The sequence below is a fragment of the Elusimicrobiota bacterium genome, assembly GCA_016721625.1.
GTDB lineage: Bacteria > Elusimicrobiota > Elusimicrobia > FEN-1173 > FEN-1173 > JADKHR01.
The window spans coordinates 2,712,350-2,732,628 of the sequence record JADKHR010000001.1; the positions used below are offsets into that span (position 1 = coordinate 2,712,350).

The window sequence follows — 20,279 nt, forward strand, 5'->3', positions numbered from 1 at the left end:
GCCCCTAAGGCTTTGGTCATCCCGATAACAGCACGAACTTGTATTGGAAAAATTCCGGATCCTTCCGGATGGGGCCGACTATTGGATCCTCACGCCTAATGTAAAGTCCGGGGTAAACCTGCCTTTTCGTGAGATCACGAAAGTCGGCTCATGCCCGCTCACCCCTGATGGCATAGCCCTTTTTCGGCTGAGAGGGGGTGAGGTATTTGGCCGTACCATTGCATAAGTAATAATTCTAATTGAAATCGGCTTGGGTCTTGACAAGAGGGATGATTGAGCGCATATAACGATGGGAAGGAATATTGTAGTCTGAAGTGCCCTTCGTTTGGGGCCAACTTTTATGATAACTCTCGGCGATTTTAAATTTGTGGTGGCAACGACCCCGGAATTGTTGAACGGAGTCTTTCGGCTCCGTTACCAGGTCTATGTGGACGAATACGGTTTTGAGCACGCGGGGGACCATCCGGACGGGATGGAGAAAGACGAATGGGACCCCTGTTCCATTCACATGGCCGCACTAAACTCCGAGGGCGACGTGATCGGGACGATTCGTTTGGTTCTGAACTCTTCGGCCGGGTTGCCGACCTTGCAAGCCGTGGCTCCTTTTTATTTCGACCAGAACCCCCATTCCCAGCACATCGGCGAGGTGTCGAGGCTGGCGGTGGCGCGATCTTTCCGACGCCGGGTCGAAGATGGGTTCTACGGGGTTCAAGCCTTGGCTTCCCCGAAAGGGAGCATCGCTTTTCACCGGGCGGAGGACGGGGATTTCCCGAGCCAGGAGCGGCGTCGGCGGTTCGCGGTGGTGCTGGGGCTCTTTAAGATCATGTACCACGTGAGCAAGCGCATCAATCTCAAGGACTGGTATATGGTTTCGGAAAAACGGTTGTGGTACCTTCTGAAACGCTACCACATCCTTTTTAACCCGATCGGTCCGGAGATGGAATACCATGGGATCCGGATCCCTTACATCGGTCACATCAAAGACATCGAATCCCACATGATGAAGGCGAGCGCTTCCCTGGCCGAATCTTTTCAGGAGGGGCTCGATGCGACCGACGGGGCCGCCAGTGTGGCGCCGGAAGAATCGTCGGTCAAAAAAACCGACGTCAACCCGGTTCCGCCGGTCTCGTCGGTTTTTTCGGAAACGGAGGCCGAACAAAAAGCGCGTGCGGCGGCCCAGGCGGTGGCCGAGATTGTCTGGCCTCACCGGATCCCGCGGCGCCGGTCCTAATACCCCCCAAAAGCTCGCGTCCCCTATTCCCTCACCTTCCCCTCGCATCAGTGGCCCTGTCCCGTTCACCCCATCCGATATCGCCGGGACTGCACCGACAATCCGCAAAGGGCCGGACGGTGCGGCCGCTCCCGGTGGCGTGAACTCTGCGAACGGGCTCACCAGCGAAGAGGGAATTCTCTTTCAGAGAGTCAAAGAGACCCCGTTTTTTTTCGACGTCCTTTGTCGATGCTCGGAAACGCGAAGTCGGTTTTTTGTTTGAACGCGATCAATTGAGTTCGGGTGGGTTCGGGGCGGAGCCGCCGTGGAAAACCCGGGTCAGTTGTCCCACGGCGGCGGGGGAAGCGAGCACGGTGCCGATGAGACGGGAGGAGAGGCGGGGGAGGTTGAGGACGGACCGAGCGACCCACCCCAACCGTTGGCGCTTTCCGTACGTTTGGCGCCAGACGGATTCATAGGTCGCAACGGGGTCGGCGTTTTTTCCGGCGGCGCGGATCGCCCCGTGGATAAGAGGCCCGGCGCCCAGGGCCCGGCCGATGCCTTCGCCCATGAAGGGATCTCCGACGGCCGCGGCGTCCCCGGCCCGAAGGGTTCCGTCAGAGGGGCTGAGGCCGCGGGAAAAGGGCAACGGTCCGACCCCCGCCCAGGGACTCTCTCGGCGGGACCCTTCCATCAGGAAACGGAGAGCCTTGTTCAGGACCCAGGCCTCGGAGAACACTCTTTCCCAGTCCAGGGCCTCCCCGGTTCGCCGATGGAGACCGCAGAGGTTGGATGTCCCGTCCGCGAACGTGACGATCCCCACGTAGCCTCCGGGATAAAAGTGCAGGGACATCTCTCCTGAAGACTGGACCACTTTCGAAAAAGTCGCGTTCCATCCATACCAGCCCCGGCCATCCTTCCGGAGCCTTCCCCCTGAAAAACGTCCGTCCGCTCGGACCAGGAGATCGGCCCGGACCGTTTTTCGCAATCCCGGCAAATCCAACAGCCACCCCTCGCCTTCCCGGCGATGTTCGCCGACGCGAACCCCCCGTTGGACCTCTCCCCCTGCGGCCTCGGCGGCGGAGAGCAAAATTTCCTCCAGAACAGGCCGGGGGAGGGATAGGCCTGGGGCCGGAAGCGGTCCTCGGTGATCCGCGCCCCGGTTGGTGGTGACCCGGATGGTGTGGATGGGCACGGCCCGCTCTCTCACCTGGTTTTCCAACCCGAGCCAGGCCAGGTGGGCCAGGGCTTCGGCGTCCAGGAAGGCGCCGCAGACCCGATGCCCGATCGTGGTACGCTGTTCGACCAGCGTCACGGCGAAGCCGGAGCGGAGAAGCCCCAAGGCGGCGCTCGCTCCCGCTGGCCCCCCGCCGACCACGATGGCTTTTTTCAGGCCCGTTCTCCCGCCAAACTCACCCGGAACCACGATTCCCGACGCGCGGACAAATAGCCCAAACCGGCTTCCGCGGCCAGGGCCGCGAGTTCATTGACGCGAAAAGCCCGTCTCACCGAAAGGGGTCCGTCATGGCGGACCATACGGTCGCCCCAGACCCAACTGGAGAGACCGACCGCCCAATAGGACGGCAGGCTTCGCCGCAGGTCCGAAACCACCAACCCCCGCCGGGCGCGACGGTCCAGGCAGTGAAGCGTTTCAGCGCGGAGCGCGAGCGGCATGTGGTGGAGGAAAAGGGAGGCGGTCACATAATCAAAGGTCAATTCTTTCGGAATGTCTCGGAGGTCCCGGACGAGAACGGTGATCTCGGGGTAAGCGCGAACGGATTCTCGGGCCAGCTCAGCCACGGAGGGGTGCAGTTCCACGGCCGTGATTCGAAGCGAATGGCCAGCGGCCCGGCCCCAGCGGGCCAGGGCGACCGGTATATCGGCGCCGCCCGTCCCGACGTCCAAGATGCGCACGGGTTCCCCCGGGTGCCAGCGTTTGGACCATCTTCGAAAATGGCCCAGAACGGCCTCCGCTCCGCCGAAACGGCGGTTGGTGAGGGCGAGATAGGCCAGGGCGCGGCGTGCTTGGACGGGGTCAAAGGGACAAGTGTCCATCCATTCGTCTTCGTCCACGGGAAGGCGGAGGTCGGGGAATAAATTCATGGAAAACGCAGAAGAGCCGCGTGGGCTGAAAACCCCGCCCCGAACGAACCCATGAACGCCCACTCGCCCGGTCGGGGGGGGCGGCGCTTGAGGGACTCGGCCAGAGTGAAAAGAACGGCGGGGGAGGAGAGGTTTCCCGCGCGTTTCAATACCGCCCGCCCCGCTAAAAGGTCGGTGGGGGAAAGCCCCAGCTCTCGCTCCAGGGCCTCATGCACTCGGGCTCCGCCGGGGTGGAGAATCCACCGGCTTATGTCTGCTTTGGAGCCCCTGGCGGTGAAGGAGCTTTTGAAGGAGGGTGCGCGTGGCCCGGGCCGCCCGCATTGGAACTTCCGGAGAAAGGACGTTCCGGAGATGGCCCTTTTCGCTTCGAAACCGGAGGCCCTCCCTCCAGGCGGGGACGACGAGCGACGCCGTATCCACCAACGCGGGGCCTTTCCCTCCTCCGGACTGAAGCAGGACGGCGGCGGACCCATCTCCGAAAAGGGCGTTGGAGACGACGAGGTCCGGGGCGTCGTCGGACACCATGGCCGCCGAGCAGATTTCCGTGCAGACAACGGCGGCCAGCGCGCCGGGGTTCGCCAAGCAAAAGGAGTTCGCCGCCTGAAGGGCCGGCAGGGCCGCGCCGCATCCCATTCCAACCAGGTCCGCGAATGGAACGTCGTGCCGGAGCCCCGCCGCGTCGACCACGCGGGCCGCCAGCCCGGGACAAAGATACCCCGTGCAGGTGGCCGCGGCGAGGAAATCTACCTGGGAGGGGACTCTCCGCGCCAGCGACAGGACCCGTTTGAGAGATAGCGTTGAAAGGCGAAGAGCCTCGCGTTCGAACCGGGCATTTTTACGATCGAGATCCCGGTCTAGAATATCTTCTAGTTTCCGCACCGCGAAGTGCCGGGTCGCCACCGAATGGTGAGAGAACACGCGACGATAAAAAGCCCGGGTCCTGGCCCGAAGGTCGAAGTTTTTTAGGATGAACCGGAGGGCATCTTTTTGAGAAACCCGAAGCCGGGGCAACGCCGTGCCCACCGCAATCATTCGCGTCACGGGAGAACCGTTGCAAGCCGGAAGAGGACGGGGCATAGGGTGTGGGGAGAGCCTCTGGGAGATACTCTACCATTCCTTCCGGCGGTCGGGGGAGCAAAAAGAAAGGGGGCCCGACCGCGAAGGCCCGGGCCCCCCGCTTCCTGGGAGGGAAGAATTTATTGGATGAGGGTCACGCGGAAGGTACGACGGTCCCCGTCTTTTTCCGCCACGCCGAAATAAACGCCGGAGGACACCGAATGTCCGGATCCGTTGCGTCCGTCCCAGGAGGTGGCGCCGTTGGTCCCCGCAGGGTCCAGTTGCCGCACCAAGTCGCCGGCCGCCGTGTGGATCTTCACCAGGGTTCCTTCCGGCACGCCCCCGATCGTCACGGACGTTTGCCCGGTCCCCGGCCGAAACGGATTGGGATACACCCGCACCGTTTGAGGGGTCGCGGGCGGGGCTTGGAGCAGAGCCACTGTGCAAGGCTTCGACAGCGCGGCCGAGGGGCCCCACATTCGCCATTGACCCGTTTCCTCATCCAACGCGGCCACGGCAGACCGCAGGAGATCGGAACCGCGGTGGGCGTTGACCGTCACGGGCGTCCCATCCCCGTCGTCTCCCGAGATCCGCCAGATTCCGGCGCTTCTCCATGGGGACGGGGTGGGGGGAAGGGATTCCTCCACGGGATCCAGGTAAACCGCCGTCTTGTCCGTCCAGCCGCCCGGGGGCGGGGAGAAGGTCGGCAAAGCCGTGGGAGCGGAGGCGGGGGAATCACTGGTTTCGTAAATGGAAAGCGCCCCGAACCCGGATGTCTTCGGCCCTGTGGACACCGTCGCGTCAAAGGAGGTGACCACCCCGTTTCCATTTTGGGCGCGGACCTTAAAGGCATAGGGCGTTCCGGCGGCGATCCCGGTGAGGGGGGTGGACAGGCTAGGCCCAAAATAGACCCGTGCAAAAACGCCATTTCTAACGGAACGATAGGCTCCGTAAAGCGTGTTGGCCGGATTTCCGTTGGCGGACCAGGACAGGGTGAGCTGCCCGTTGACCTTGTTCAAGGTTGTCCCCATGGGCGGGTTGGCCAGCGTAAAGAACACGGACGAGTTTGGAGACGAGGCGGTTCCGTTTCCATTGAACGCTTCCACCCTCACTTGCTGGGGCGTGTTGACCCCGAGGCCGGATTGCGTCCAGGACACGGTATTGGCGGGCAAGTTGTCCACCAGGACCGCGATGTCGGCGGCCCTTCTCACTCGGTAGCCGGTTTCGTTTGTGGCGTTGTCTTTCCAAGACCAACGGAGGCTGTTGTTGCCGCGGGCCGCCAACGAGACTTGTGAAGGGGCCGCGGGCGCCTTGCCGCCCACAGAACTTTGGGCCGATGTGACCGATCCCCCCGCGTTTGAAGCGGCCACATACCGGAAAACCGTTTTACCTGGAAGAATACCGGTTTCCTTGAAGTTCGTCGCGTTCGCGGGAAGATTCGCGATGAGGGCAAAGGGGCCCTGGGCGCTGGTCGATCCATAGAGGCGGTAGGCCGTCTCGTTGGAGGCTCGATCGGTCCAGGTCCATGTTACCGCGCCGGAGGCTAAAACTCCGGTCAGGCCTGTGGGGCCTTGGACGCGGCTGTTGGGTCCTCCGCCCAGCGGGGGGGCCGCACCGGTCTCCAGCCGGATGAGCCGGATCCGTCCGTCCGTCGATAGGGTCACCAGATGGGACCGCCCGAGAGCGTCCAATGTCAACGAGGCGGGGGCGCTCCACCGTTCGTCCTCCGCCAGGGTGGTCTCCGTCCAGCCGGTCTCGGAACGGACGCCATAAACGGTCCGGGTCATCGGAGGATTGTAATTGTAATGCAGAACGTAGAGCGCGTGCGCGACCCCGGCTCCGTCCAGGGCGAATCCGGGCGCAGGGGTGTCGGTGTGGTCCCAATCCGGCGAATCGGAATGGGCGTATTCACTCGCCCATCCGGCGGCTGTTCGCGCGCTGTAACGAACCCGCCCATCCCGGTTGTTCAGACAATCCAAAATGCGAGGTTGACCCTCCCCGTCCATCAGGAGGGTGGGTTCCACCCGGTAGCGCCATTCCTCGATGGAATCCGCCTGTTCCGGCGCGGACCAGCCCGCGGTGTCCCGGACCGTGTAGAAGAGGGCGTGGGAGTCTCCTATCGAGCCGAACGCCACGTTAAGCCGCCCGGTCTCGTCCAGGGCGAGGTGGCTCGTGTTCGCGGCCACGCCTCTCGCCACCGTTTCGATCAACCAACCCGCGCTTGTTCGTCGACCGTAGCGGAGTTCGGTTTCGCCTCCGGGAACGGACCAGACGACATGGGGGATCCCGCTCGGATCCACCGTCAAATGGACCACCACGTTTGGGTTCACGCCGGCGACGACCTCATTTCTCCAGGCGCCGTTTTCCCGCAGGGCCCAGCGAATATTTCCGTCCCCGCTGTAATAGACGACCTGGGGCCGTCCAAAGGCGTCGACCGCCAGGTCCTGGGCGGAAAGAACAATATGTCCGTCCCCTGTGGGGATTCCCGAGGCCGTCGGATCGATCATTTCCCCCGCGGTCCAAGCCGTCCCATTCCAAAGGGCGTAGCGAAGTCCCTGCCGGGAGGGATCGTAAAACGCGACGTGCAGTTGTCCCGCTTCATCCATGACGCTTCGAATCGTCCCATCCGCCGCCAGGGGACCATAGGAGGTGAACACCGCGTCCGTGGTTTCGGAGGCCATGGGGGAGGACGTTTCGCCCGCATCGTTCACGGCCGCGACGGTGCGGTAGTAGGTTCGGCCTGGGACGAGCCCCGTTTCCGTGAAATGGGTGGTATCTGCGGGGATCTCGGCTTTCAGGGTGAAAGGCCCGGCGGCCGATGTGGCGCCATACAATCGATAACCGGTTTCGTTCGCGGCGTTGTCCTGCCAAGCCCACGCGATCCGGTCCATGGCATGTCCGGTCGGAGCCAGGCCGGAGGGGGCCACGGGGAGGGCCCCCAATACGTTCTCGAAACGGGTTTCCAGGATGGAATACCCCCAGATGTTGCCGTTAATACCACCCCGTTGGCGGCAGAAAATGCGGAAGTAGCGGGCCGTCACGGCGGGGAAATCGGCGATGTCTTCGCCGCCATCACCGGCCGTTGTCGTAAAGACCTCCGTCCAGCGGGCCCCGTCGTTAGAATACTGGATTCCGTAACTCTTCGCGTGGGCGGTTTCCCATTGGATCGTCACCCGGTTGACCTTTTTCGGCGCCAAGAAGTCCATGGCGAGGAACTGGGGATCGGCCCAGGCCGATTCCCAGCGGGTAGCCAAAGTCCCGTCCACGGCGTAGCGGGCCTGGTTGCCGTTCAAAATCGAGGAAGCGAAGGCGTAGGGCTCGGTGTAGGGACGAAGGCCCAGGAGATTCATTCCCCGTTGCATATGGGGGTTTTTCATGAAGCTCTCCGTCACCGTTAACGGCGCGAGTTCCGTGAGTTGGTTGGCCAGGGCGATGACGAGGGGTCCGTTGTTGATGCCGAGGGTGATATTGGAAACCCCGGGGTTGGGCCGGACGCGGAAGGAGTCGGTGAACCCGTGGCGGCCCCAAATGGCGCTCTTGTATTGGAAATACATATGACGAAGGGCGGCCAGGGTGTTTTCATAGTTGGTGGAATGATAATGAGTGAGCCCAATGGACGTCCCCGCCGCCGCCGGGGCGACGGTTCCGTCGTGGTCGTCCACTCCGTAGACGTGGTAGAGATCGTCCGCCCCATAGGCCGCGGTCAAGCCCCAGCGGTTGTCGTCATAGCGTTTTTGGGGATCGTTCAGGCAGGTGAGGCGATTGACCTCCGTGGCGAGCAGGAGTTCTTCGAGTAGTCGCCGAAATCGTCGTGAAGCCCCTGGTCGAGGAAGTCGTTGTGGACGCCGCGCATGTCAAAGTAGAGGTGATGGAATTGGTGGTAAAAGAGAGGAGCGGATCCAAACCCGTGCATGTAATCGATCCCCTGACGGTTCTCCCACCCGCGGTTAAGGTTGTTCCAGGCGGCGGTGCTGATGGCGTGGGTCGGGGACCCGAAGGCGAGCGGGTAAATGAAGATGGATTCGGAATAACCGTCCCACAATGCGGGCAAGTAACCCGATTCATCCGTCCAGCCCATGGAGAGGAAAGTGTCCCGGAATCCGTCGCCGGTATGGCCCGTGAACGCGGTCCAATCCATGCGGCGGTAAAGCCGATCCGCTTGGTCGGCGATGTCCGGGTAGGTGTCCCGGAAATACTCACCTGCTTGGAGGGCTCCCATGATGAAAAGAGATGAATCGACCGTGGAAATTTCCGACCGGTCGTCTCCATCCACCCAACGGGCCGCGTCCGGCCCGTTCAAGAACCGGTAAAAAAAACCGTGGAAATTCGGTGTTTGGGATTCGAAGACGTTCAAAACCTTGACGATCCGGTCGTGGGCTTCTTGATTGGTGATCCACCCATTGGCAGCGCCGATGGTGTAAACGCTGAGCCCGAACCCCGTCGCCCCAATGTGGGCCTTGCGGGAGTGTCCTTCTTTGAAGCTGAAGGCGGTATCGCTCACGAGGCCGGTGGTGGGATCCGCCTCGTTCCAGAAATACCAGAACATCTTTTTGGACATCCATTTAAGGAATTCCCGCGGATAAAAGGCTGTGTTGGTGATCTGGATTCCTGAAATGAAGGCGTTGTCGGGGTCTGAATCGTCCTGGAAGCATTCGATTTCAATGCCGTTGTTATAAATGGGAAGGTTGACTTCTATGGAATAGGGTTTGTTTTTTCCACCCGCGGCTTTCCAAACGTCCAGTTTGCTCTGAACGACGGTGCCGTTTACTTTCACGCTGAACACGCGCTGCCCCTCCGCGTCCCAATAGGTCTCGCAAAAGAGGAGTTTAATGTTGTAGCCCCCGCCCGGGACCTCGATCCGGTAACGAACATTCCTCCCGTAGCGGTGGGATCGATAGACTTCGTCCAGATTCCCGATTTGCGGGTCCGCGCTTTCCGCGGGTTGGCCGCCAAAATAACCCCACCGGTAAAGACCATCAAAGGGTTCGTCTTTCATCCAGAGTTTTCCATCCAGGACGAGGTCCGTCGTCGTTCCGCAATTGATGCGGTACACTTCTTCCCCTGTGTCGGAGGCGGGAATCAGGTCGGCCCGCAAGGCCGCCGGAAGCGCCGCCGAAGCGGCCGCCAGGACGCAGAGAACCTGCCGTATGGATCGATTCATTGGAAACCCCTTTAAGGTCGTTGTCTTCATCCCCGGGCGGTGTATTTGCCCGCGTGGGCAATTTAACCAAGAAAAAAAACCCACGTCAAGTTAAAAAATAGGCCGCCTCGTTCAGGGAGGGGGAAAAACGGCTTGAAACGGCTTTGGGGCAAAAACAGTGGCGTGGGGATTATTTGGGCTATTCGTGTTCGGCGAGCCAGCGTTCGGTTTGGATGGCGGCCATGCACCCCTGGCCCGCGGCGGTGATGGCTTGGCGGTAGACGTGGTCCACGCAATCGCCGGCGGCGAAGACCCCCGGGATGTTGGTGCGGGTGTGGCCGTCGGTTTTGACGTAACCGACCTCGTCGGTATGGATTTGACCTTTAAACAGGCCGGTGTTGGGGTCGTGGCCGATGGCGAGGAAAAGGCCCGCGGCGGAGAGGGTTTCCAGGGCGCCGGTCTTGACGTTCTTGATCCTCAACTGCTCGAGGGTTTTCTCCCCGTGGGTGTCTTCCAGCGTGTAGGGGACCTTGAAGGTGATTTTAGGGTTGGCCTTGGCTCGGTCCAGCATGACGCGGGAGGAGCGGAACTCTTCTCGCCGGTGGAGCAGGATGACCTGGGACCCGAATCGGGTCAGGTAGAGAGCTTCCTCCATGGCGGTGTCGCCGCCGCCGATGACGACGATGGGTTTGTTTCGGAAGAGGGGAAGCGCGCCGTCGCAGGTGGCGCAGGCGGAAATGCCGCGGTTCCAGAACTTGGCTTCGGCCTCGGTGTGCAGCCGTTTGGCGGCCGCGCCCGTGGCGATGATGACGGCTTTCGCCGTGTATTCGGTTTCGTCCGTCGTTATTTTGAATGGGTGTGAGGAAAAGTCCACCGACTCCACGTCTTTGTCCAACACCTCGGCGCCGAACCGTTCCACCTGTTGGCGCATCCGGTTCATGAGTTCGGGGCCCATGATCCCTTCCGGGAAACCTGGAAAGTTTTCCACCTCCGTGGTGGTCATCAGCTGGCCGCCCGGTTGGCCGCCTTTCAGGAAGCCCCCCAGAACCAGCGGTTGGAGGTCGGCGCGGGAGGCGTAGAGGGCCGCGGTGAACCCCGCGGGGCCGGAACCGATGATGATGACGTTTCGCGTTTTCATGGAATATCCTTTGTGAGAAAGTTGAGAGGAAAGGGGTGGCTCAGTAGCTCTTCTTTGAGGCGGACAGGTATCGGAGGACGTCTCGGATGAGAAGGATGCTCACAGGGGTTCCGTCGGCCCGAAGCACGGGGACGTGGCGGTGCCCGCCGATGGCCATTTTGTTGACCGCGAAAGCGATGGGGTCTTCCGGGCGCACGAAGCTGGGGTCCCGGGTCATGACGTCCTCGACCTTCACTTTGGACAGGTCCGGGTGGAGGCCGGCGACTCGCAGGGCCAGGTCCCGGTTGGAGAGGATGCCCACCATTTTCTTGTTTTGGTAGACCAGGACGCACCCCTTCTTCTCTTTTTGAAAGATTTTGACGATTTTCTCCACCGTGTCGTCGGGACTGCAGACCAGGAGGTCCAAACCCGTCAGAAGTTCCGAGACCGGTTCCTTCAGAAGGGCGTCTTGGAAAGCGTTGTCCCGCCGGCGGACGGAGGGGATGTCCCGCTTCATCAGCGAGTGGAGGCACTGGGCGCAATGGTCGGCTTCGGTTCGGTTTTCGTAACCGCAATGGGGCAGGAGTTTTTCATTGGACCGTCCAGGTGTCTTCGTCGTAGAGAAGCGAGGTGAGGTTCCCCCGCCCTTTCTTTTTGATCACGGCCTGAATCTGCTCGTTCATCAGGTCGTCATACGTCGGTTTTTCCACACACCGGAACACACCGAAGGGCACGGGAAAATCCGGATACACCAGCTGAGTGAGGAGGTAAGCGTGGTTGGGCCGCGGGTCGGCTTCGTCATGGATCAGGAGGTCCCGGGGGTTGGTGGGGTCGTAATCCACGATCTCGGGGTAAAGGCCGTTCAGCCGGATGGACCGCTTTTTGTCGGCCCGCCCGAAAATCAGGGGTTTGCCGTTTTCCAGGTAGACCATGCGGTCTTCCCGGGTGTCCCGCCCCGTCACGGGCGCGTGGGTTTTGTCGTTGAAAATGATGCAGTTTTGGTAAATTTCGATGAAGGAGACGCCTTTGTGCCGCATGGCGCGTTCGAACATGGCGCTCATGTGGCGGGGGTCGGAGTCCAGGGTGCGGGCGATGAAGGTGGCTTCCGAGGCGATGGCGATGCAGAGCGGGTTGATGGGGTGCTCAATGGACCCGTAGGGGGAAGACTTCGTCACTTTCCCCGTGGGCGAGGTGGGGGAATACTGCCCTTTGGTCAGTCCGTAGATTTGGTTGTTGACCAAGAGAACGTTGAAGTTCAGGTTCCGGCGCATGGCGTGGAGGATGTGGTTGCCGCCGATGGAGAGGCCGTCCCCGTCGCCGGTGATCACCCAGATGGACAGATCTTTGTTGACGCAACGGAGTCCCGTGGCGATGGTGGGGGCCCGGCCATGGATGGTGTGGAAGCCATAGGTGTTCATGTAATAGGGGAACCGGGAAGAACAGCCGATCCCCGAGATGAACACATAGTTCTCCCGAGGGACGTCGAACTTGGCGAGGGTTTGCTGGACGGCCCCCAGAATGGAGTAATCTCCGCACCCCGGGCACCAGCGGACCTCCGCGCCCGAGACGAAATCATTCTTGGTGAATTTTGGACGAGAGGCGGACAGCGGAAGATGGATTTCCATTAGAGGATTTCCTCGATGGCTTGCCTTACTTCGGAAACGAAGAACGGGATCCCCCGCACCCGGTTCAGCCCGATGAATCGCGGCGCTTTGGAGAGCTCGCCGTCGTTGAATTGGTGCCGGAGAAGCAGGATCAACTGCCCCAAGTTTAATTCGGGGACCAACACCTTGTCGAAATTCGAAAGAAGCTCCCGGGTGTTTTTCGGGAAGGGGTTCAAATAACGCAGATGCGCCTGGGACACGGGGCCCCGCTCGGAAGCGTTCACTTCGTCCACGGCGGCGTGGATGGCGCCGTAGGTGGACCCCCACCCCAGGACGAGGATCTTTCCCCGGGCGGGCCCGCGGACTTCCAGCGGCGGGAGGTCGTCGGCAATGCGGGCGACTTTTTCCGCCCGGAGCTTCACCATCTTTTCGTGATTGTCCGGATCGTAACTCACGGACCCCGTGACGTCTTGCTTTTCCAGACCGCCGATTCGATGTTCCAAACCTGGGGTTCCGGGTTTGGCCCAGGGCCGGGCGAGGGTTTCGGGGTTCCGGGCGTAGGGGGTAAAAGGTCCCTTCCACTGGGTCGGGTGGGTCACGACGATCTTGGGCAGGTCCTGAACCGCCGGAAGCTTCCAGGGTTCCGCGCTGTTGGCCAAATAGCCGTCGGAAAGCACGACCACGGGCGTCATGCGGGTGAGGGCGATGCGGCAGGCCTCGACCGTGGCGTTGAAACAATCCGCGGGGCTTTTGGGGGCGATCACGCAAAGGGGGGACTCGCCGTTCCGTCCGAAGAGGACTTGAAGGAGGTCGGTTTGTTCCGTCTTGGTGGGCATGCCGGTGGAGGGGCCCGTCCGCTGGACATCGACGACCACCAGCGGGAGTTCGGTGATCACGGCCAAATTGAGCGCTTCCGATTTCAGGCAGAAGCCGGGGCCCGAGGTTCCCGTGACGCCCAATTCTCCGCCGAAACTGGCCCCGATGGCGGAGCCGATGGCGGCGATCTCGTCTTCCGCTTGGAAGGTTTTGACTCCGAATTCCTTGTGTTTGGACAGCCCTTCCAAAATTCCCGAGGCCGGCGTGATGGGGTAGGAACCGTAGAAGAGCGTTTTACCGGCCAGTTCCGCGGCGGCGATCAGTCCCAGGGCGGTGGCCTCGTTGCCCGTGATTTTTCGGTAGGTGCCGGGTTCCAGTTTCGACTTGCGGATTTCGAACCGGGTGGGCAGGAGTTCCGTGATGTCGGCGTAGTTGTATCCGGCTTTGAGCGCGGCGATGTTGGCGTCGACGAACTCGGTTTTCTTGGCGAATTTTTCGGAGATCCAATCCACCGTGTGGTCCAGGCTCCGGTCGTAGAGCCAGAACATGAGGCCCAGGGCGAAAAAGTTTTTGCACCGTTCTTTCCGAGTCGCGGATCGGATGTTCCTTGAGGGCGTTCAGGGTCAGGTCGGCCAGGGGAACCTTGAGGACCTGCCACTCCCTCAAGGTCCCGTCCTCCAACGGATTGGCGCGGTAGGCCGCTTTCTCCAAACCCTGAGGATCGAAGGCGTTCTCGTTCAAGATCAAGAGGCCGCCCTTTTTGACATGGTGAAGATTGACTTTGAGGGCCGCCGGGTTCATGGCGATCAGCACGTCCGCCCGGTCGCCCGGCGTGAAAATGGGGCCGTCGGAAAATTGGAGTTGGAAGCTGGAAACGCCGGGGAGAGTTCCGGCGGGGGCGCGGATTTCCGCCGGGAAGTCCGGGATCGTGGCGAAATCGTTGCCCATCGCCGCGGTGGTGTCCGTGAACTGGTCTCCCGTCAACTGCATCCCGTCGCCGGAATCCCCGGCGAAGCGGACGGTGACGGCGGGAAGGATCTTCTTTTCTTTCACCGGTCAGCCCCCCTCGGCCGTGTGGGCGACTTGGTGCGGATTGGGGGGGATGTTGTAGACCTCGCCGGGATAGAATTCCGCCAAAAAGCGAACCAGGGTCCGCACGCTCAGGACGTTCACCAGTTCCTGTTTTTCGTTCACCAGCGGGATGTGGTAGACGTCGTTGTCGGCCATCAGGTCCACCGCCCGGCCCACGGGGTCGTCTTGCCGGAGCACCAGGGGATCGGCGGTCATAAAGTCGCGGACGGGGCGGCGGGTGTCCACCTTCGTGTTGAGTATTTTTCGCGCCACGTCGGATTCGGTGAATATGCCGACCACGCGCTTCGCTTCGGCCACCACGAGGTAGGCCGAGTTATTTTCCCGCATCAATTCAATGGCGCGATCCACGGAAATGTCCGGGGGGGATTGGATCAACCGGGGGTTGATGATTTCACCGATCTTCTTGTCTTTTAGCCGTCGCTCAGAGGGAGTGGGCATGGGGTTCCTTTTGTGGATCGCCAAGTGGCCGCGGGAATATGATAGTTAAAACCTCTCGGTTCCACAACGTCGGCCCCGCCGTTTCGGAGGAACATCTTTTAAGGGGCTTCAAAGTTTGCTTGAATCACGCTACGATTCGACGTCAATCCAGGAGAATCAATGAAACTTCACGAATATCAAGCCAAACGCCGGATGGAGGAGTTCGGATTGCCTGTCTTGAAAGGACGGGTGATCACCAAGGCGGGGCAGGTGAAGGCGGCCTTGGGAAAATTGGGGACCGGTCCGTGGGTTCTGAAGGCCCAGGTTCACACGGGCGGCCGGGGGAAGGCGGGGGGCGTGCGGGTCCTGCGGGACGCGGCCGAAGCCGCGGCTTTCGCCAAGGGGCTGTTGGGAAAACCCCTCGTCACCCATCAAACGGGGCCCCAGGGATTGATCGTTCGATCGATTTTGGCCGAACCCGCCGTCCAGGTCCAGCGGGAGTTATACGCGGCGGTCTTGATGAACCGAAAGACCGGGAAACCGGTTTTGCTGGTGTCCGCCGAAGGCGGCATGGACATTGAGACCTTGGCCGCCACGGCGCCGGAAAAAATCGTGCGGGTGGACATCGATCCCCTGCGGGGATTGGAGTCTTTTCAAGCCCGCGACGTGGCTTTCGCCACCGGGCTGGCCGGAGAACAACTGAAAGAATCGGTCCCGTTTTTCCGGAACATGGTTCGGATGTTTCTTGCCTTGGACGCCAGTTTGGTGGAGGTGAACCCCCTCGGTGTTATCGCCGGGCCGGAGGGGAACCGGCTTTTGGCCATGGACGCCAAGATCACCATCGACGACAACGCTTCGTTCCGCCAGGAAGACCTCTTTAAAGAGGCCGATCGGGCCGACCTTTTGGACGCCGAGCGGCGCGCCATCGAGGTGGGCATTTCCTATATCCGGTTGGACGGCGCCATCGGTTGCATGGTGAACGGGGCGGGTCTGGCCATGGCCACCATGGACATCATCAAGCTTCACGGCGGGGAGCCCGCGAACTTCCTCGACGTGGGGAGGCGCCAAGGTCGAGCAGGTGACCGAGGCCTTTAAGATCATTTTGTCGGACGCCCACGTGAAGGTGATTCTGGTGAACATTTTCGGCGGGATCATGAAATGCGATGTCATCGCCCAGGGCATTGTGCAGGCCGTCAAAAGCACCGGTTTGGACCGCCCCTTGGTCGTTCGGTTGGAGGGGAACCGGGTGGAGGAGGGGCGAAAGCTTTTGGCCGAATCGGGCCTCGCGATTACCCCGGCCTCGGACCTGGCCGACGCCGCGCGGAAGGCCGTGGCCCTTTCATCGTCGTTGGCCTAGCCCAAAAGCTCCCGTTCGGGGCGTGCCGGAATCCAAGCCATGGAAAACAAAAAGGAGTCTTTCTTGATGAACCCATACGAAAGTCTGATGAAAATCCCGCCCAATAACGTGGCGGACGTTCTGCGGCGTTTGACGGGGCTCGCTTCGGGCAAGCCCGAGGAAGCCCCGCTTCTGACTCTCTATCTGTCCAACGGGGCTTCCGTGGCGGGGGTTCTGCTTCAGTTTAGGAAAGACCACGCCCAACAGTTCGTCGTGACGGTGGGACATTTCAAGAACACCGACGGAGCGGCGGAGGCCCTGAGTTTCGTTCCTTTGTCCCAGATCTCGGCGGTGACCATTCATCACCCGTTGCGACTGGCCTCGGTGTTGACGGAACCGACCGCCGCCGACACCCAGGAACCATGAGCATCCTGATCGATCGCGACACCCGGGTCATCGTCCAGGGAATCACGGGGGCGGCCGGGTCCTTCCACGCCAAAGCCTGCCGGGACTATGGCACCCAGGTGGTCGGAGGGGTGACGCCGGGGAAAGGGGGCTCCAACCTCGACGGCATCCCTGTTTTCAATACGGTGAAAGAAGCGGTGAAGGAAACGGGAGCCACGGCCTCGATCCTTTTTGTTCCGCCTCCCTTCGCGGCCGACGCCGTTCTGGAGGCGGCGGACGCGGGGGTAGGCCTGCTCCTCTGCATCACCGAAGGGATCCCGGTGTTGGACATGGCTCGCGTGAAGGCGACTCTCAAAGGGACCGGCGCCCGGTTGATCGGTCCCAACGGCCCGGGAGTCATTACCCCGGGGGACGAACGGCGGCCCGGTTGCAAGATCGGGATCATGCCCGGGTACATCCACAAACCCGGGCGCATCGGCGTCGTTTCCCGGTCGGGCACTCTGACCTACGAGGCGGTCTGGCAATTGACCCAGCGCGGCATCGGCCAATCCACGGTGCTCGGGATCGGGGGAGACCCGGTTCAGGGGTCTACGTTCGTGGACATTTTGGAGCTTTTCGAAAAAGACGCGGACACCGACGCCGTCTTGATGATCGGGGAGATCGGCGGGTCGGCGGAGGAGGACGCGGCGATGTTTTTCAAGAAAAAAATGTCCAAGCCCCTTTTCGCCTTCATCGCCGGGCGCACCGCCCCGGAGGGCCGGCGCATGGGACACGCCGGGGCCATCGTGGACGCGGGCGACGGGCAGGCCTCTCACGGCTCGGCGGCGGAAAAGCGCGCGACGCTGGAAGCGGCCGGCGTCAAAGTCATCGACTCTCCGGCGGACATGGGAGAAATGGTTTTAAAAATGGTCCGAGGGTCTTGACGGCCCGCATGCCTCCCGCCGGGCCGCCCATCGTTTCTCTCGGCCGCGCCGTTTGCGGCACCTACGCGGAGGCGAGCGAGCGGGAATGGTTGGAAACCAACGGGCGGGGCGGTTACGCCATGGGCCCCGTGTCGGGGGGGACCACGCGCCGTTACCACGGGCTTCTGACCGTCGCCCGCCGTCCCCCCCTGGACCGTTTCCAGCTCGTCAACCGGGTGGAAGAAGCGGTGATCCGGGGCGGGAGCCGCGTGGACCTCTCCTGTCAGCAATACCCCGACGTCGTTCACCCCCAAGGCGCCGAACGGCTCGAATCCTTCCGCCTGGACCCTTTCCCGACCTGGACCTACGATTGGGGCGAAGGAAAACTGGAAAAATCTTTTTTTCTCCGCTACGGCGAAGACACCGGGGTTTTGACCTACCGGCTCCTTTCGGGACCGCCCGTGGAACTCGAGGCCCGGCCCCTCCTTTCCTTTCGGGACCACCACGCTTTGGGACGCCAGGACGGCCGGTTCGAAGGCCGGGTCCATGCCACGGAACGCGCCTTTCACGCCGACGTTCCCGACGGCGGAACCCTTTCGGTGACGACCGCCCGGGGGCGGTTCGAGAGCGCCCCTTCCTGGTTCCGGAACCAGGTCTACGTGCAGGAGGAGCGGCGCGGCCTTGAAAAACCGAAGACGTTTTTTGTCCCGGTTTTTTCCGTTTGCCCCTCGAGGTGGGGACCCCGGCGCGCCTGATGTTTTCCGTGGTTCCGGGCCTCGCGTTCCCGGCGGAGGGCTGGGAAGAGGAAGAGCGGGAACAACGGCGAAAAATCGTCAAGGGGTCCCTGGTTCGCGGGGCCCTGGGCGGCGCCCTCTCCCTGGCCGCCGACCAGTTCGTGGTCTCCCGGGGGGAGGGCTCCAGCGTCATCGCGGGGTACCCCTGGTTCGGCGATTGGAGCCGAGACGCGCTGATTTCCTTCCCCGGCCTTTTCCTGGCCACGGGGCGATGGTCCGAAGCTCCCGGGCTCCTGAACACCTTTGCCCGCCACGTCCGCCAGGGGCTTTTACCGAACCTTTTTCCGGAAGGCGGTTCCTCCGTCGCCTACAACGCGGTGGACGCTCCGCTTTGGTTCATTCGCGCCGTCCAGGCCTATCACAAAGCGACCCACGACGACGCCTCCGTCCGAACCTGGTTGCCCGTCATGCGGGACATCGTGGACGCTTATCAAAACGGGGCGGGGTACGACATTCACATGGACGGTGACGGTTTAATCGTGGCGCCGGCCGCGGACGTTCCTCTCACGTGGATGGACGCCCGGGTGGACGGTCAATCGGTCACCCCGCGCGGAGGAAAGCCGGTTGAAATCCAAGCCCTTTGGTACAACGCCCTCCAGTTTTTGGTCGAGATCCAGTTGCGGCTAAAAGAGGCCGGGCGGGGCTACGATCAGTTGGCCCAGGTGGCGCAAAAAAGTTTTAATGAAAAATTCTGGAACGAGGAGGACCAGTGTTTGTATGATGGGCTGGATGGAAAACACCGGGACCCCGCGCTTCGCCCCAACGCCCTGCTGGCGGTCAGCCTTCCCTACGAGATTTTGGAAGAGAAACATTTTCGTCCCGTGGTGGAGACCGCGTGGTGGGAACTTCACACGTCGCGGGGGCTCCGAACGCTGGCTGGACGGTTTCCTGAATACCGCGGCCGTTGCGAAGGGTCGCCCCACGAAAGGGACGGCGCCTACCACCAAGGCACGGTCTGGCCTTGGCTTCTGGGACCCTTCATGACCGCCTACGTCAAGGCGTTCGGATCCACGGAGGAGACCAAAAAACAGTTGGTTCGATTTCTCCAGCCCTTTCTCCATCACTTGACCGAGGCCGGGGTCGGCCAAGTGTCCGAAATTTTCGACGGAAACCCGCCTCACACTCCGCGGGGCTGTCCCGCCCAGGCGTGGAGCGTGGGGGAACTCCTGCGGGTGATGTGGGAGGAAGGGGTCACGCTATGAGGTTGCGCGCGCTCTGTCTCGCGGTCGGTTCTTTGTTTTTGTCCGTTTCTTCGCGGGGGGGCTTCGATGTTCAGTTCACGCCCCAGGGGCCCGTGCGCACGGAAACGCCGACCGCTCCGCCGGTTCCGGCCGATCCCCCCCAGGAGGGCATCGTCGCGATTCCCCTGGCGGATCTCCGGCGGGAACCTCGACTCGTTTCGCCTCAGGCGGTTTCCCAACGTCCCTACGCCGTCGATGATCAACAGGAAACACAGCTTTTATTCGGCGAAAGCGTCCAAATGTTCGAGGAGCGGGACGGGTGGATTCGGGTGGAAGCGCCGGAACAGGTGGAATACACCCACAGCGACCGTTGGCAGGGTTATCCCGGGTGGGTTTTGAAAGAGGCGATCCTTCCCCGGCCCGGAAGTTTTTTCCCCAGCGCCGTCGTCACCGCGCGCTATGGCCGCGTGCGGCAAACCACGAAGTGGCATTCCCCTTTTATGGAGTTCCCCATGGGCTCCCGGCTGTGGGTCGTTTACGTTGAAAAACCCTGGGCCCGGGTCCAGGGACCCAGCGGCACGGTGGGCTGGATCCGCACCACGGAACTTCGCCTGGACCGCGACGTTCCCCGGAAAAGCGACGGGGTTCGGGAGGCCATCCTGGTGGCCGCGCGGCAGTTTTTGGGGGAACCCTATTATTGGGGGGGGCGGGCGGGCCATGTCAAAGGGGGGGCGAATCCCTCCGGGGTGGACTGTTCGGGCCTGGTCAACGTGGCCTACCGCGCCGTGGCGCTGAACGCGCCCCGGGACGCTCACGAACAATTTATGGCCGCCCATCCTTTGGAGAAAGCCGACGCTCTCCGCCCCGGGGACCTGGTTTTCCTGGCCAAGAAAGAGCGCTCCGACCGCATCGCTCATGTCATGCTTTTTGAGAAAGGGGAAACCCTGATCGAGGCGGTCCATGAATTCAACGTGGTTCGCCGGGTGACCTTCAAGAAGAAGTTCGGGGTACGCCGCGCGGCGCTTCAGGCGGGAGGCGTGGCGGCAGGCTACGTCGTCCGTTTCGGTTCCTTCCTCGAGCAGTAGGCCCCGGGCATAACCCCCGGT

16 protein-coding genes and 2 pseudogenes are annotated in these 20,279 nt (G+C 62.0%); 7 read left to right on the forward strand and 11 right to left on the reverse strand.

Annotation, left to right across the window (positions count from 1 at the left end; translation table 11 throughout):
- The first annotated feature begins 340 nt into the window (after positions 1 to 340).
- A complete protein-coding gene (locus IPP35_11885; GenBank protein MBL0059773.1) occupies positions 341 to 1,231 on the forward strand; it encodes a PEP-CTERM/exosortase system-associated acyltransferase in 891 nt (296 codons plus the stop codon).
- 268 nt (positions 1,232 to 1,499) lie between these two features.
- On the opposite strand, the gene IPP35_11890 is transcribed toward IPP35_11885, so the two are convergent.
- The 11 genes and pseudogenes from IPP35_11890 to IPP35_11940 form a co-directional block, all read right to left on the reverse strand.
- Complete coding sequence (locus IPP35_11890; protein MBL0059774.1) at positions 1,500 to 2,636, reverse strand: FAD-dependent monooxygenase; 1,137 nt, start codon at positions 2,634 to 2,636, stop codon at positions 1,500 to 1,502.
- The gene (locus IPP35_11895) at positions 2,600 to 3,313 is read right to left on the reverse strand and encodes a methyltransferase domain-containing protein (protein ID MBL0059775.1); all 714 of its coding nucleotides are present in this window, start codon (positions 3,311 to 3,313) and stop codon (positions 2,600 to 2,602) included. Before IPP35_11895 ends, IPP35_11890 begins: the two co-directional genes overlap by 37 nt.
- Positions 3,310 to 3,528: a hypothetical protein gene (locus tag IPP35_11900; GenBank protein ID MBL0059776.1), complete on the reverse strand. Its 219-nt coding sequence runs from the start codon at positions 3,526 to 3,528 to the stop codon at positions 3,310 to 3,312. Before IPP35_11900 ends, IPP35_11895 begins: the two co-directional genes overlap by 4 nt.
- Positions 3,521 to 4,354, reverse strand: coding sequence for a hypothetical protein (locus IPP35_11905; protein MBL0059777.1), 834 nt, complete (start codon positions 4,352 to 4,354; stop codon positions 3,521 to 3,523). The genes IPP35_11900 and IPP35_11905 overlap by 8 nt, the downstream gene beginning before the upstream one ends.
- 155 nt (positions 4,355 to 4,509) lie before the next feature.
- On the reverse strand, positions 4,510 to 8,076 hold the full coding sequence (locus IPP35_11910) for a discoidin domain-containing protein (protein ID MBL0059778.1): 3,567 nt from the start codon (positions 8,074 to 8,076) through the stop codon (positions 4,510 to 4,512).
- 38 nt (positions 8,077 to 8,114) lie between these two features.
- Positions 8,115 to 9,530 carry a hypothetical protein gene (locus IPP35_11915; GenBank protein ID MBL0059779.1) on the reverse strand — a complete coding sequence of 472 codons (1,416 nt, stop codon included), beginning with the start codon at positions 9,528 to 9,530 and terminating at the stop codon, positions 8,115 to 8,117.
- A 178-nt stretch (positions 9,531 to 9,708) separates the two neighbouring features.
- The gene (gene trxB, locus IPP35_11920; protein ID MBL0059780.1) at positions 9,709 to 10,647 is read right to left on the reverse strand and encodes a thioredoxin-disulfide reductase; all 939 of its coding nucleotides are present in this window, start codon (positions 10,645 to 10,647) and stop codon (positions 9,709 to 9,711) included.
- A gap of 40 nt (positions 10,648 to 10,687) precedes the next feature.
- Positions 10,688 to 11,143, reverse strand: a complete 456-nt coding sequence (locus IPP35_11925; protein MBL0059781.1) for a CBS domain-containing protein — start codon at positions 11,141 to 11,143, stop codon at positions 10,688 to 10,690.
- A 73-nt stretch (positions 11,144 to 11,216) separates the two neighbouring features.
- On the reverse strand, positions 11,217 to 12,251 hold the full coding sequence (locus IPP35_11930; protein MBL0059782.1) for a 2-oxoacid:ferredoxin oxidoreductase subunit beta: 1,035 nt from the start codon (positions 12,249 to 12,251) through the stop codon (positions 11,217 to 11,219).
- Positions 12,251 to 14,036 (reverse strand): annotated as a pseudogene (locus IPP35_11935) (2-oxoacid:acceptor oxidoreductase subunit alpha). Before IPP35_11935 ends, IPP35_11930 begins: the two are co-directional and overlap by 1 nt.
- Positions 14,037 to 14,102: 66 nt before the next feature.
- Positions 14,103 to 14,576 carry a CBS domain-containing protein gene (locus tag IPP35_11940; protein ID MBL0059783.1) on the reverse strand — a complete coding sequence of 158 codons (474 nt, stop codon included), beginning with the start codon at positions 14,574 to 14,576 and terminating at the stop codon, positions 14,103 to 14,105.
- Between the two features lie 159 nt (positions 14,577 to 14,735).
- On the opposite strand from IPP35_11940, the pseudogene sucC reads away from it, so the two are divergent.
- From sucC to IPP35_11970, 6 genes and pseudogenes are all read left to right on the forward strand, one after another.
- Positions 14,736 to 15,912 (forward strand): annotated as a pseudogene (sucC, locus tag IPP35_11945) (ADP-forming succinate--CoA ligase subunit beta).
- Positions 15,913 to 15,978: 66 nt separating this feature from the next.
- Positions 15,979 to 16,317 (forward strand): hypothetical protein, encoded by a 339-nt coding sequence (locus tag IPP35_11950; GenBank protein MBL0059784.1) that lies wholly within the window; start codon positions 15,979 to 15,981, stop codon positions 16,315 to 16,317.
- Complete coding sequence (gene sucD, locus IPP35_11955; protein MBL0059785.1) at positions 16,314 to 17,219, forward strand: succinate--CoA ligase subunit alpha; 906 nt, start codon at positions 16,314 to 16,316, stop codon at positions 17,217 to 17,219. Before IPP35_11950 ends, sucD begins: the two co-directional genes overlap by 4 nt.
- Before the next feature lie 8 nt (positions 17,220 to 17,227).
- Positions 17,228 to 17,953: a glycogen debranching enzyme N-terminal domain-containing protein gene (locus tag IPP35_11960; protein MBL0059786.1), complete on the forward strand. Its 726-nt coding sequence runs from the start codon at positions 17,228 to 17,230 to the stop codon at positions 17,951 to 17,953.
- Entirely contained in the window at positions 17,953 to 19,194 is a 1,242-nt protein-coding gene (locus IPP35_11965) for a hypothetical protein (protein ID MBL0059787.1), read from the forward strand. The genes IPP35_11960 and IPP35_11965 overlap by 1 nt, the downstream gene beginning before the upstream one ends.
- Positions 19,191 to 20,258 carry a C40 family peptidase gene (locus tag IPP35_11970; protein MBL0059788.1) on the forward strand — a complete coding sequence of 356 codons (1,068 nt, stop codon included), beginning with the start codon at positions 19,191 to 19,193 and terminating at the stop codon, positions 20,256 to 20,258. The genes IPP35_11965 and IPP35_11970 overlap by 4 nt, the downstream gene beginning before the upstream one ends.
- Positions 20,259 to 20,279: the final 21 nt, after the last annotated feature.

Excerpts from the sequence above, each read along its gene's own strand:
- IPP35_11885 (MBL0059773.1), top strand. The coding sequence starts at position 341 with ATGATAACTCTCGGCGATTTTAAATTTGTGGTGGCAACGACCCCGGAA.
- IPP35_11895 (MBL0059775.1), bottom strand. The coding sequence starts at position 3,313 with ATGAATTTATTCCCCGACCTCCGCCTTCCCGTGGACGAAGACGAATGG.
- IPP35_11915 (MBL0059779.1), bottom strand. The coding sequence starts at position 9,530 with ATGAATCGATCCATACGGCAGGTTCTCTGCGTCCTGGCGGCCGCTTCG.
- trxB (MBL0059780.1), bottom strand. The coding sequence starts at position 10,647 with ATGAAAACGCGAAACGTCATCATCATCGGTTCCGGCCCCGCGGGGTTC.
- IPP35_11925 (MBL0059781.1), bottom strand. The coding sequence starts at position 11,143 with ATGAAGCGGGACATCCCCTCCGTCCGCCGGCGGGACAACGCTTTCCAA.
- IPP35_11930 (MBL0059782.1), bottom strand. The coding sequence starts at position 12,251 with ATGGAAATCCATCTTCCGCTGTCCGCCTCTCGTCCAAAATTCACCAAG.
- IPP35_11940 (MBL0059783.1), bottom strand. The coding sequence starts at position 14,576 with ATGCCCACTCCCTCTGAGCGACGGCTAAAAGACAAGAAGATCGGTGAA.
- IPP35_11950 (MBL0059784.1), top strand. The coding sequence starts at position 15,979 with ATGAACCCATACGAAAGTCTGATGAAAATCCCGCCCAATAACGTGGCG.
- sucD (MBL0059785.1), top strand. The coding sequence starts at position 16,314 with ATGAGCATCCTGATCGATCGCGACACCCGGGTCATCGTCCAGGGAATC.
- IPP35_11960 (MBL0059786.1), top strand. The coding sequence starts at position 17,228 with ATGCCTCCCGCCGGGCCGCCCATCGTTTCTCTCGGCCGCGCCGTTTGC.
- IPP35_11965 (MBL0059787.1), top strand. The coding sequence starts at position 17,953 with ATGTTTTCCGTGGTTCCGGGCCTCGCGTTCCCGGCGGAGGGCTGGGAA.
- IPP35_11970 (MBL0059788.1), top strand. The coding sequence starts at position 19,191 with ATGAGGTTGCGCGCGCTCTGTCTCGCGGTCGGTTCTTTGTTTTTGTCC.